Below are 13157 nucleotides of genomic sequence, written 5' to 3'. Positions count from 1 at the left end.
GCATGTATCACAGCACACCAAACAGTTTCGGCAGGAACAGTGAAATCGCCGGAATGTACGTCACGAGCATCAGCACCAGGAACAGCACAAGGTAGAACGGCAGCATCGCCTTTACCACCTGCTCTATTTTCTGCTTACTCACCGCACTGGCAACAAACAGCACCGACCCTACCGGCGGCGTAATCAGGCCGATCCCTAAGTTCACCAGCATAATCATGCCAAAATGGACCGGATCAATGCCGAGCGCGTTGGTCACCGGCAGCAGAACCGGCGTCAAAATCAGGATCAGCGGCGCCATATCCATCAGCGTACCGATCAGCAACAGCATGATGTTAATGCACATCAGAATGACGTATTTGTTGTCCGAAATACTGGTGAAGGCTTCAGTGATACGCATCGGCAACTGCATATAAGTCATGACGGCGCCGAACGCAGCGGCAAAGCCTATCAGGATCATGACGATCGTGACCGTTTTCACCGTGCGGAACATCAGTTTCGGCAGTTCAGACCATTTATAGTCACGATAGATAAACATGGTGACAAAGAAGGCCCACAGACAGGCAATTGCCGCTGATTCCGTCGCGGTAAAGATACCTGACAGGATCCCCCCCATGATGATCACCACCGTCATCAATCCCCACAAGGTATCGACGAAAATCTTCAGCGCCTGGCGAAACGGCACGCGTTCCCCTTTTGGGTAACCGCGTTTGTGCGCAAACGCGACGCACATTACCATCAGACTGAAACTTAACAGCAGACCCGGCAGGATCCCGGCGATAAACAGCGCGGCAATAGATACCGTACCGCCGGTTGCCAGCGAATAAATGACCGAGTTGTGGCTGGGCGGCGTAAGGATTGCCTGTACCGAACCGCTGGCGGTCACCGCCGCGGCAAAGTCGCGAGGATAGCCTTTTTTATCCATCTCCGGGATCATCACCGAACCGATGGACGCGGTGTCTGCCACGGATGATCCTGAGATCGCGCCAAAAAAGGTTGATGCCACAATGTTGACCAGTGACAAACCTCCGCGAATAAAACCAACAAAAATGTAGGCAAAATTCACTAACCGACGCGCAATTCCGCCTTCGGCCATGATTGCACCGGCCAGAATAAAGAACGGGATCGCCAGCAGAGAGAACTTGTTCACGCCGCTGGTCAGTTGGATCATCACCGCTTCCAGTGGGATATCAATGTACCAGGCGCCAATGATGGCGCTAATCCCTACCGCGTACGCTACCGGTACCCCAATCGCCAGCATGATGCCAAGCGTAAAGACGAGAATAAATGCATCCATCTGCTTTCCTTAATGAAATGGGGGCGGTAATTAGCTGGTCGAACCCAGCATGACAACGGGACGCTGGTACTGCGGGCCACGGCAGATCTTCTCAACAATAAAGAGCAGCGTGATAGCAGAGCCAATCGGCAGCGGAAGATAGTTTTGCCCAGCGCTTAAAAGCGGGAATTCCGCAACGGACTGCTTCCACAGCTCAAGACATAGATTGGTTCCATACCAGAGGATAAACAGGCTTATTGCCGCCAGCATGATATCCGCGACAATAAAGCAGCAACGACGGGCGCTTTCGCCCAGGCGGTCAGTGACCATACTCACTGCGATATGTGAGCCTGCGCGATAACTCACCGCAGCACCAATAAAGGTGAATGTCACCATGCAGAGAATAGCAACGGGTTCAGGCCATGACAGGGCATTGTTCAGGACATAACGTGCGAATATCCCAATCGGGATAATGGCAACCATCACCAATAATGCCACACCGGCAATCCACATTGAGACCCGATAAAGAAAATCCATTACCGATGAATAGCATTCACCCATAATCATCACCTCGAATTAATCAAAAGATTCAGGCGGAGGGTTGATATCCTCCACCTGATGAATTACTTCACATCCTGAATTCGTTTGATCAAATCCTGGTGGTCTTTACCGTAATTATCCCGCACTGACTGCGTGGCTTTATAGAAATAGTCCGTATCAATATCGTGGAACTGAACGCCGTTGGCTTTCATCGTTTCCAGCGATTTCTCATTATAGACTTGCCACAGTTTACGCTGTTCAACCTGTGCTTCTTTGGCGAGTTTAATAATGAGCTCCTGATCTTCTTTTTTCAACTTATCCCATTTCGCTTTCGAGAAAAGAAATAATTCAGGAATAATAAAATGTTTGCTCCAGGTGTAGTTTTTAACGACCGGTAAATAGTTGTGTGCAACAAACGTCGGTGGGTTATTTTCCGTTCCATCAATAACCCCGGTCTGCATGCCGCTAAAGACTTCGCTGACGCCCATCACAATGGAGTTCGCCCCCATCGCTTTTAAGGTGTCCAGCGCAATTGGACTGGCCTGAACACGAATTTTCATACCGTGTAAATCTTCCGGCTTCACGACCGGGTTTTTAGTGATCAGGTTACGCGTCCCCGCATCCATCCAGCCCAAAAACACCAGGCGTGATTTGTTACTTGCCGTCAGACGGTCGCCAATTTCCTGACCAATCATGCCGTCGAGAACCTTATGCAGATGGTCTTCATCACGGAAAATATATGGCAGGGTAAACACGTTAATTTCAGGGAGAATAGCGGCGACTGGCGTCATTGAGACACGAATAATATCGATAGCGCCTAATTGTGCCTGCTCAATCATCTGTTTTTCGTCGCCTAACACACCACCGGGAAAGGTTTTAATCTCCAGACGACCTTCGGTGGCGGCGCTAAGTTTTTCCCCCATATGTTTCACGGCAACAACGTTCGGGTAATCAGCCGGATGCACATCTGCGGCGCGAAAGGTTTGTGCCAGCGTTGCATGACTCGCCAGTAATACAGACGCGCCAATACACAGACTTAACAGGTTTTTTGTCAGTTTCATTTGTCCTTCTCCAGAAGTTCATAATATCCATTAACAGGAATAGCTTGCAGAGCAAATGACTGCCGGAATTAAAAACGGGCAGCAAGAAACTTTCTTAACGACGTTACCTGCGCAGACTAACTGGTGTAACAATTTATTTCGATGACTACGTTCACAAAAAATCGCAGACAGTTAAATTTTTTAGCACGCTGTTTCATTTTTGCAATGCAGATCGTTTTATTGATAAAAAAACAACGCAAGGAAGGCGATTTGATACTAACAACCCGCGTTAGCATTTCAATAAAAATAAAACACCAATATTTCGGGAGAATATCTTTCGAATGAAAAAGAGAAATGCAGGATGGTATTAACACCATCCTGCAGAAGAGAAGTTGAGGATTACTGCCAGCCGTAGCGGCGGCTATAAAACCCTTTCACTAATTGGGTCAATGTCATGTAGCCTGCCAGAATCGCAATCAGCCACGGGAAGTAGCTCAGCGGCAGCGCCTGCAATTGCAGGTAACTGGCCAGCGGCGAGAATGGCAACGCAATACCCACCACCATCACGACCAGCGTCATCAGCATCAGCGGCCATGCGGCGCGGCTTTGGATGAACGGCACGCGACGGGTACGGATCATATGCACAATCAGCGTTTGCGACAGCAGGCCCACCACGAACCAGCCCGACTGGAACAACGTCTGATGTTCTGGCGTATTGGCATGGAAAACGAACCACATCAGGCAAAATGTCAGAATGTCGAAGATCGAACTGATCGGTCCAAAGAAGATCATAAAGCGGCCCAACTCGGCGGGATTCCAGCGCTGCGGCTTTTTGATCTGCTCTTCGTCAACGTTATCAAACGGAATCGCCACCTGGGATACATCGTACAGCAGGTTCTGAATCAGTAAGTGCAGCGGCAACATCGGCAGGAACGGCAGAAATGCGCTCGCCACCAGCACGCTAAATACGTTACCGAAGTTAGAACTGGCCGTCATTTTAATGTACTTCAGCATGTTAGAAAAAGTACGGCGTCCTTCGATCACCCCTTCTTCCAGCACCATCAGGCTCTTTTCCAACAGGATGATATCCGCCGCTTCACGCGCAATATCAACCGCACCATCAACGGAGATACCAATGTCCGCCGCGCGCAGCGCCGGGGCGTCGTTGATACCATCGCCCATAAAGCCTACTACGTGACCTTCACGCTTGAGCAGGGTCACAATGCGCTCTTTGTGCATTGGCGTCAGGCGGGCAAACAGCGTGGTGCGCTGAGCCAGTTTTGCCAGCTCATCGTCGCTTAACCCCTCAATGCTGCTACCGATAACCACATCGCCCGCATCCAGTCCCACTTCATGACACACTTTCGCCGCCACCAGCTCGCTATCGCCCGTCAGAATTTTCACCGTAATACCGCTGGCCTTCAGCGCTTTGAGCGCCGGGGCGGTCGTTTCTTTCGGCGGATCGAGGAACGCGATATAGCCTTCGAGGATCAGATCGGATTCATCAATACGCTGGTAATCCCCCTCACGCGCGGGCAGGTATTTGGTTGCCACCGCCACCACGCGCAGCCCCTGGCGGTTCAGCGTATCGGTAACGCGTTTCACCCGACGCAGCATGTTGTCATCTAACGGAACAATCTCACCATTGTGGCGCACCTGGGTACACACGCTGAGTATCTCCTGCAACGCCCCTTTACATACCAGTTGATGCACATCGGTTTCTTCAGCGACCACCACCGACATGCGGCGGCGTTCGAAATCAAACGGGATCTCATCGATTTTTTGCCAGCGGGTAGAGAGCCGGCGGGCAGATTCTTCATCCACACCTTCGAGAACCGCAGTATCCAACAGGTTTTTCAGCCCGGTCTGGTAATGACTGTTCAGCCACGCGGAATACAGGACATGTTCGCTGGGCTTGCCGGAGATATCGGTATGATTCTCCAGCACAATTTTATCTTGCGTCAGCGTACCGGTTTTATCGGTACACAGAATATCCATCGCGCCAAAGTTCTGGATGGCGTCGAGGTGTTTGACGATGACCTTTTGTTTTGACAGCTTCACCGCCCCACGCGCCAGCGTTGAGGTGACGATCATCGGTAGCATTTCCGGGGTCAGTCCCACCGCCACAGACAGCGCAAACAGCGCCGCTTCCCACCAGTCACCTTTGGTATAACCGTTGATGATCAGCACAATCGGCGCCATCACCAGCATAAAGCGGATCAGCAGCATACTGACGCGGCTGATCCCTTTCTGGAAGGCATTCTGCTCGCTTTCCTGCTCACTGACGCGGCCCGCCAATTGCCCGAACCAGGTATTAGCTCCGGTCGCAATCACGATGGCCTGCGCCGTGCCGCTCACCACGTTAGTACCCATAAAGCACAGGGTATCGCATTCCAGCGGGTTGCTTTGCTGCGGGTCGCGGCTGGTCGCGACTTTCTCCACCGGCAGCGATTCGCCGGTCAGTGAAGCCTGAGCCACAAACAGGTCTCGCGCCTGCACCACGCGCAGATCGGCTGGGATCATATCCCCTGCCGCCAGTTTGATAATATCGCCAGGAACCAACTGGTCGATTGGCAGCTCAACCCAGCCGTTCTCTCCTTTCTCGTTGATGACGCGCAGCACCGTAGCGGTGTTGCTGACCATTGCTTTCAACGCATCCGCCGCTTTGGTGGAACGCGCCTCCTGCACAAAATTCAGCAACGTGGAGATAGCGACCATCAGCGCGATGACGCCCGCGGCAAACAGATCCTCGGTGGCATAGGAAATCGCACCGAGGATGGTCAGCAGAATATTAAACGGGTTGCGGTAGCAGACCCACAGATGTACCCACCATGGCGACGGCTTTTGCGTCGGCAATTGGTTTTCGCCATACTTTTCGCGGGCGCTCTCCACTTCTGCGGCGTTCAACCCTTCCGGGTGCGCGCCGAACGTTTTCCACAGCGCTTCTTCGTCCATCAGCGCCATTTTCAGGCAATGTTCGCTCAGTGAAGGCGGGATCGGCGTGCTGGCGACGGTCTGCGCATTGGGTAGCGGATCGCGATGCACCAGACGATGCGGTAAATGGCGGTTCAGCCGTGCAAACAGCTGGCGAGTCATATTTTTGAACATAGGCAGTCCCCCTGCACCAGTATCAACAGGCGCAGTAAATCCTTCAGGCGTGGCAAAGCCTTGCCTGATGGCAATCTAAAAATCGTAACAGGGGCGTCAGAACGTCACTGTCTTACAGTTCCGGTAAGACAGTGAAAGACAGGCTTACCGGAAAAGGTTGTTTCTCCATTTCGGGAGAGGGGTGGGATCGGGATCCATATAGCCTCCGGTAAGTGAATGATTTGCGCTGCGGATTATACGCAGAAAACCATAAGGTTTGTGACAATTATGGCGGTATGATAAACCATGGAAACTAAACCAAACGTATACCAGACTTTGCCCATTGCACTGCGCGTGAGTAAAGTTATTCTCTATTTGGCATAACTTCGCACGCAACACGGGAAAACAGGATGCAAAACCGGCTGACAATTAAAGACATCGCCCGCTTAAGCGGCGTGGGAAAATCAACCGTTTCCCGCGTCCTTAACAACGAAAGCGGCGTGAGCGAACGCACCCGCGAACGCGTTGAAGCCGTGATGAATCAGCACGGTTTTTCCCCTTCCCGCTCCGCGCGCGCCATGCGCGGACAAAGCGACAAGGTGGTGGCGATTATCGTTACGCGTCTGGACTCGCTTTCGGAAAATCTCGCCGTGCAAACCATGCTTCCCGCCTTTTATGAGCAGGGTTACGACCCGATCATGATGGAAAGCCAGTTTTCGCCCGAGCTGGTAGAGGAGCATCTGGGAATGCTCAAACGTCGCAACATTGATGGCGTGGTGCTGTTTGGTTTTACCGGCGTAACGGAAACCATGCTCACCTCCTGGCAGGACTCTCTGGTGCTGCTGGCAAGAGATGCCAAAGGCTTTGCCTCCGTCTGTTATGACGACGAAGGCGCTATTCATACCCTGATGCAGCGTCTGTACGATCGTGAACACCGCCAGATCAGTTTTCTTGGCGTTCCCCATAGCGATGTGACCACCGGCAAGCGCCGCCATGAAGCCTATCAGGCATTCTGCAAGAAACACAAACTGCACCCTGTCGCCGCGCTGCCGGGTCTGGCCATGAAGCAGGGCTATGAGCATGCCGCCGATGTCATTACACCGGAAACCACCGCATTAGTCTGCGCGACGGACACCCTCGCCCTTGGGGTCAGTAAATACCTGCAGGAGCAGCGGATTGAGAACCTGCAATTGGCGAGCGTGGGCAGCACACCGCTGATGAAATTCCTCCATCCGGAGATCATCACCGTCGATCCCGGCTACGCTGAAGCCGGACGACAAGCGGCCTCGCAGCTGATCGAGCAGATCAACGGCCGCAGCGAACCACGACAAATCGTTATTCCCTCCAGCCTCTCCTGATTGCTTTCTGAGCGTTAATTTGTGATCTTCGCTGCGTTTCGGGAACGTTCCCATTTTTAAATTTTTATCGACGATATACTCTGGCGCCAACAACGCGAGAGTTGCCGGATGGCGACCTAACGCGTCTTATCCGGCCTACGGGGAACACACGTCATCATGAGCAAAATAAAACAAGCAGACATCGACCGGCTGATTGAGCTGGTAGGCGGGCGCGACAATATCGCCACAGTGAGTCACTGCATTACTCGCCTGCGTTTTGTGCTGAATCAGCCTGCGAACGCCAGGCCGAAAGAGATCGAACAGTTGCCGATGGTCAAAGGCTGCTTCACCAACGCCGGGCAATTTCAGGTGGTGATTGGCACCGAGGTGGGCGATTACTACAAAGCGCTGCTGGCGACGACTGGACAAGCCAGCGCCGACAAAGAGCAGGCGAAAAAAGCGGCACGGCAGAATATGAAATGGCACGAACAGCTGATTTCTCATTTTGCGGAGATCTTCTTCCCGCTGCTGCCCGCGCTGATTAGCGGCGGCTTAATCTTAGGTTTCCGTAACGTGATCGGCGATCTGCCGATGAGCAACGGCCAGACGCTGGCACAGATGCATCCTTCGCTGAAAACCCTTTACGACTTCCTGTGGCTGATTGGCGAAGCGATCTTCTTCTATCTGCCGGTCGGGATCTGCTGGTCGGCGGTGAAAAAAATGGGCGGTACGCCGATCCTCGGTATTGTGCTGGGCGTAACCCTGGTTTCACCGCAACTGATGAACGCCTATTTGCTCGGTCAGCAGGTGCCGGAAGTGTGGAACTTCGGCCTGTTCAGTATCGAGAAAGTGGGCTACCAGGCACAGGTTATTCCGGCGCTGCTGGCGGGACTGGCGCTCGGCTTTATTGAAACGCGGATGAAACGCATCGTGCCGGATTATCTGTATCTGGTGATCGTCCCGGTGTGCTCGCTGATCCTTGCGGTGTTCCTCGCGCACGCCTTCATCGGTCCGTTTGGTCGCATGATCGGCGACGGCGTCGCGTTTGCGGTTCGTCATCTGCTGACCGGCAGTTTTGCCCCGATCGGCGCGGCGTTGTTCGGCTTCCTGTACGCCCCACTGGTGATCACCGGCGTGCATCAGACTACGCTTGCCATCGACATGCAGATGATCCAGAGCATGGGCGGCACGCCGGTATGGCCGCTGATCGCGCTGTCGAATATCGCTCAGGCCTCTGCGGTGGTGGGCATCATTATCTCCAGTCGCAAACACAACGAACGTGAAATCTCAGTCCCTGCCGCCATCTCCGCGTATCTCGGGGTCACTGAACCGGCAATGTACGGGATCAACCTGAAATACCGTTTCCCGATGCTGTGCGCGATGATCGGTTCCGGTCTCGCCGGGCTGCTGTGCGGCCTGAACGGTGTGTTGGCGAACGGGATTGGCGTCGGCGGTTTACCGGGCATCCTCTCCATCCAGCCGACCTACTGGCAGGTCTTTGGTATGGCGATGGCTATTGCGATTGTTATCCCAATGGTACTGACCTCATTTGTTTACCAGAGAAAATATCGTCTGGGCACATTACAAATCATCTAACTTTTCTTCGGGGCGCAGTTGCGCCCCAGCGTATTTCCAGGAAACAACCATGACTATTCCACACTGGTGGCAAAACGGCGTTATCTATCAGGTTTACCCCAAGAGTTTTCAGGACACCACCGGCAGCGGCACCGGCGATTTACGCGGCGTGACGCAGCGTCTCGACTATCTGCAAAAGCTGGGCGTCGATGCCATCTGGCTGACGCCGTTCTATATTTCGCCGCAGGTTGATAACGGCTACGACGTCGCGGATTACCTGTCTGTCGATCCGGCCTACGGTACGCTGGAAGATTTTGACGAACTGGTGGCGCAGGCAAAAGCGCGCGGTATCCGTATTATTCTCGATATGGTGTTTAACCACACCTCAACCCAGCACGCGTGGTTTCGTGAGGCGCTGGATAAAGACAGTCCGTATCGTCAGTTTTATCTCTGGCGCGACGGCACACCAGACAGCACGCCGAACAACTGGCGCTCCAAATTTGGCGGTAGCGCCTGGGGCTGGCACGCCGCAAGCGAGCAGTACTATCTGCACCTCTTTGCTCCGGAGCAGGCAGACCTGAACTGGGAGAACCCGGCGGTCCGCGCCGAGCTGAAAAAAGTGTGCGAGTTCTGGGCCGATCGCGGCGTGGACGGATTGCGCCTCGACGTGGTGAATCTGATCTCTAAAGATCAGGACTTCCCGAACGATCCCGACGGCGATGGGCGGCGTTTTTATACCGACGGCCCGCGCGCACATGAATTTTTGCGCGAGATGAACCGCGACGTCTTCACGCCACGCGGCCTGATGACGGTCGGCGAGATGTCTTCCACCACGCTGGAAAACTGCCAGCAGTACGCCGCGCTCGATGGCAGCGAACTGTCGATGACCTTTAACTTTCACCACCTGAAAGTGGATTACCCCAACGGTGAGAAGTGGACATTAGCCAAACCGGATTATGTGGCGCTGAAAACCCTGTTCCGCCACTGGCAGCAGGGCATGCATAATCAGGCCTGGAACGCGTTGTTCTGGTGTAACCACGACCAGCCGCGCATCGTGTCGCGTTTTGGCGATGAAGGTAAATACCGCGTTCCAGCCGCTAAAATGCTGGCGATGGTGCTGCACGGTATGCAGGGCACGCCCTATATCTACCAGGGTGAAGAGATCGGCATGACCAACCCGCACTTCAGCCAGATTACCGATTATCGCGATGTGGAAAGCCATAATATGTTTGCCGAACTGAACGGTCAGGGGCGAGATGCCAACGAATTGCTGGCGATCCTCGCCAGTAAATCCCGCGATAACAGCCGCACGCCGATGCAGTGGGATGCCAGCCAACACGCGGGCTTTACCGAGGGCGAGCCATGGATCAATCTGTGTGACAACGCGGCGGAGATCAACGTGGCGGCAGCGCTGAGCGATGCCGACTCGGTGTTCTATGCTTATCAGCGACTGATCGCACTGCGCAAAAGGGAGCCGGTTATCACCTGGGGCGACTATCAGGATTTGTTACCGGACAGCCCGCATCTGTGGTGTTACCAACGCGAGTGGCAAGGGCAGCGGCTGCTGGTCATTGCCAATCTGAGCGATACCTTCCAGAGCTGGCAGCCGCACCATACCGGGGGAAACTGGCAGGTGCTGATGCACAACTATGCCGAGGTCGCCAGCCAACCTGCAGACATGACGCTACGTCCTTTCGAAGCCGTCTGGTGGGTACAAAAGTAGCTTGCAATTGGCGTCAGGCCCGGCAGGTGTAGCGTTGCCGGGCTTCAGTGCTGACACAGCATTTACCCTACTGTTTTTGTTGAATAATTAATCAGATTTTTCTGCCCACAATTTACAATCGCTGTACTGCCCGTCATCTGTACGCTCCGATTTTTACTTTGCGCTACATCAAATAAATCGTAAACATCCTTGATGCAAATCACTACATATAGAACTTAAAATGCACGCCGACCCAATATGTTGTATTAATCGACTACAATTGCTACAACGACATTTCCCCGGTTAGCGGTGGAATTGTGGATAAAGTGGGTCAGGATTGCGGGAAGTCATTGGCCTGATAGATGAATAAACCCATGGCCGCTTCCCCAACCTCTGTGGATAACCTGTTCTTATAAATATGGAGTGATCATGACACCGCATGTGATGAAACGAGATGGCTGTAAAGTGCCGTTTAAATCAGAGCGCATCAAAGAAGCCATTCTGCGTGCAGCTAAAGCAGCGGGAGTCGATGACGCAGATTACTGTGCCACCGTCGCAGAAGTCGTTAGCAGTCAGATGAATGAGCGCAGCCAGGTCGATATCAACGAGATCCAGACCGCGGTAGAAAACCAACTGATGTCTGGTCCGTACAAACAACTCGCCCGTGCGTACATCGAATATCGCCACGACCGTGATATCCAGCGTGAAAAACGTGGCCGTCTGAACCAGGAAATTCGTGGTCTGGTTGAGCAAACCAACTCTGCTCTGCTGAATGAAAATGCCAACAAAGACAGCAAAGTAATCCCGACCCAGCGTGACCTGCTGGCTGGTATCGTCGCCAAACACTATGCGCGTCAGCACCTGCTGCCGCGTGATGTGGTTCAGGCGCACGAGCGTGGTGATATTCACTATCACGACCTCGATTACTCGCCGTTCTTCCCAATGTTCAACTGCATGCTGATCGACCTGAAAGGCATGCTGACGCAGGGCTTTAAGATGGGTAACGCGGAGATTGAGCCGCCAAAATCCATCTCGACCGCAACCGCCGTCACCGCGCAAATTATCGCGCAGGTTGCCAGCCACATTTATGGCGGCACCACGATCAACCGTATTGATGAAGTCCTCGCGCCATTCGTGACCGAGAGCTTTAATAAACACCGTAAAACCGCTGAAGAGTGGCAGATCCCGGATGCTGACGGTTATGCGCATTCCCGTACCGAGAAAGAGTGCTACGACGCATTCCAGTCCCTTGAGTATGAAGTGAATACCCTGCATACCGCTAATGGTCAGACGCCATTCGTCACCTTTGGTTTTGGCCTGGGGACCAGCTGGGAATCACGTTTGATCCAGCAATCCATTCTGCGTAACCGCATCGCGGGACTGGGTAAAAACCGTAAAACAGCCGTCTTCCCGAAACTGGTTTTCGCCATTCGCGACGGCCTGAACCACAAGTTTGGCGATCCAAACTACGACATCAAACAGCTGGCGCTGGAATGCGCAAGCAAGCGTATGTACCCGGATATCCTGAACTACGATCAGGTAGTGAAAGTCACCGGTTCGTTCAAAACCCCAATGGGCTGCCGTAGCTTCCTCGGCGTCTGGGAAAACGAGAACGGCGAACAGATTCACGACGGGCGTAACAACCTCGGCGTTATCAGCCTCAACCTGCCGCGTATCGCGCTGGAAGCCCATGGTGACGAAGCCACCTTCTGGAAACTGCTCGACGACCGTCTGATTCTGGCACGTAAAGCGCTGATGACCCGTATCGCACGTCTGGAAGGTGTGAAAGCCCGCGTTGCGCCAATCCTGTATATGGAAGGTGCCTGCGGCGTGCGTCTGAAAGCGGACGATGATGTGTCTGAAATCTTTAAAAATGGCCGCGCGTCTATCTCGCTGGGTTACATCGGCATTCACGAGACCATCAACGCGCTATTTGGTGATAAGCACCTGTATGACAGCGAAGAGCTGCGCGCCAAAGGTATCGCCATTGTCGAACGTCTGCGTCAGGCTGTTGATCAGTGGAAAGACGAGACCGGCTACGGTTTCAGCCTGTACAGCACGCCGAGCGAAAACCTGTGCGACCGTTTCTGCCGTCTCGATACCGCCGAATTTGGCGTGGTGCCAGGAGTGACCGATAAAGGTTACTACACCAACAGCTTCCACCTCGACGTGGAGAAAAAGGTTAACCCGTACGACAAGATCGATTTCGAAGCACCGTACCCGCCGCTGGCAAGCGGAGGCTTCATTTGCTACGGCGAATACCCGAATATTCAGCACAACCTGAAAGCGCTGGAAGACGTCTGGGATTACAGCTACCAGCACGTGCCGTATTACGGGACCAACACGCCAATCGATGAATGCTACGAGTGCGGCTTTACCGGTGAGTTCGAATGCACCAGCAAAGGCTTCACCTGCCCGAAATGTGGTAACCACGACGCCGCGCGCGTGTCGGTCACCCGCCGCGTCTGCGGTTATTTAGGCAGCCCGGACGCCCGTCCGTTTAACGCCGGTAAGCAGGAAGAAGTGAAGCGCCGCGTTAAGCATTTAGGTAATGGGCAGATAGGTTAATCCGCTGCCACGTTAATGCCCGGTGGCGCTGCGCT

The 13157-nt window shown here is 53.6% G+C and carries 9 protein-coding genes; 4 read left to right on the top strand and 5 right to left on the bottom strand.

Annotation, left to right across the window (positions count from 1 at the left end; all coding sequences use genetic code 11):
• Positions 1 to 7: 7 nt before the first annotated feature.
• The 5 genes from OGX91_RS04450 to mgtL all read right to left on the bottom strand — a co-directional run bounded on the left by OGX91_RS04450 (position 8) and on the right by mgtL (position 6159).
• Positions 8 to 1294, bottom strand: a complete 1287-nt coding sequence (locus tag OGX91_RS04450) for a TRAP transporter large permease (protein WP_005134186.1) — start codon at positions 1292 to 1294, stop codon at positions 8 to 10.
• 30 nt (positions 1295 to 1324) lie between these two features.
• Positions 1325 to 1834, bottom strand: coding sequence for a TRAP transporter small permease (locus OGX91_RS04445; protein WP_005134187.1), 510 nt, complete (start codon positions 1832 to 1834; stop codon positions 1325 to 1327).
• A gap of 62 nt (positions 1835 to 1896) precedes the next feature.
• The gene (locus OGX91_RS04440) at positions 1897 to 2874 is read right to left on the bottom strand and encodes a TRAP transporter substrate-binding protein (protein ID WP_286625558.1); all 978 of its coding nucleotides are present in this window, start codon (positions 2872 to 2874) and stop codon (positions 1897 to 1899) included.
• 378 nt (positions 2875 to 3252) lie between these two features.
• Positions 3253 to 5961, bottom strand: coding sequence for a magnesium-translocating P-type ATPase (mgtA, locus tag OGX91_RS04435; RefSeq protein ID WP_446715145.1), 2709 nt, complete (start codon positions 5959 to 5961; stop codon positions 3253 to 3255).
• Between the two features lie 144 nt (positions 5962 to 6105).
• Positions 6106 to 6159, bottom strand: coding sequence for a mgtA regulatory leader peptide MgtL (gene mgtL, locus OGX91_RS24080; protein WP_223237025.1), 54 nt, complete (start codon positions 6157 to 6159; stop codon positions 6106 to 6108).
• 191 nt (positions 6160 to 6350) lie between these two features.
• Here mgtL and treR point away from each other — a divergent pair, with 191 nt between their 5' ends.
• From treR to nrdD, 4 genes are all read left to right on the top strand, one after another.
• On the top strand, positions 6351 to 7298 hold the full coding sequence (gene treR, locus OGX91_RS04430) for a trehalose operon repressor TreR (protein WP_155021472.1): 948 nt from the start codon (positions 6351 to 6353) through the stop codon (positions 7296 to 7298).
• A 156-nt stretch (positions 7299 to 7454) separates the two neighbouring features.
• On the top strand, positions 7455 to 8873 hold the full coding sequence (treB, locus tag OGX91_RS04425) for a PTS trehalose transporter subunit IIBC (protein ID WP_005134195.1): 1419 nt from the start codon (positions 7455 to 7457) through the stop codon (positions 8871 to 8873).
• A 49-nt stretch (positions 8874 to 8922) separates the two neighbouring features.
• Positions 8923 to 10575: an alpha,alpha-phosphotrehalase gene (gene treC, locus OGX91_RS04420; protein ID WP_155021471.1), complete on the top strand. Its 1653-nt coding sequence runs from the start codon at positions 8923 to 8925 to the stop codon at positions 10573 to 10575.
• A gap of 408 nt (positions 10576 to 10983) precedes the next feature.
• Positions 10984 to 13122, top strand: coding sequence for an anaerobic ribonucleoside-triphosphate reductase (nrdD, locus tag OGX91_RS04415; RefSeq protein WP_005134198.1), 2139 nt, complete (start codon positions 10984 to 10986; stop codon positions 13120 to 13122).
• Positions 13123 to 13157: the final 35 nt, after the last annotated feature.

The organism is Citrobacter sp. Cpa228 (genome assembly GCF_030333085.1).
GTDB classification, from domain to species: Bacteria; Pseudomonadota; Gammaproteobacteria; order Enterobacterales; family Enterobacteriaceae; genus Citrobacter; species Citrobacter pasteurii.
Note: the sequence above shows the minus strand (reverse complement) of the source record. Positions and strands in the feature narration are given on the sequence as shown.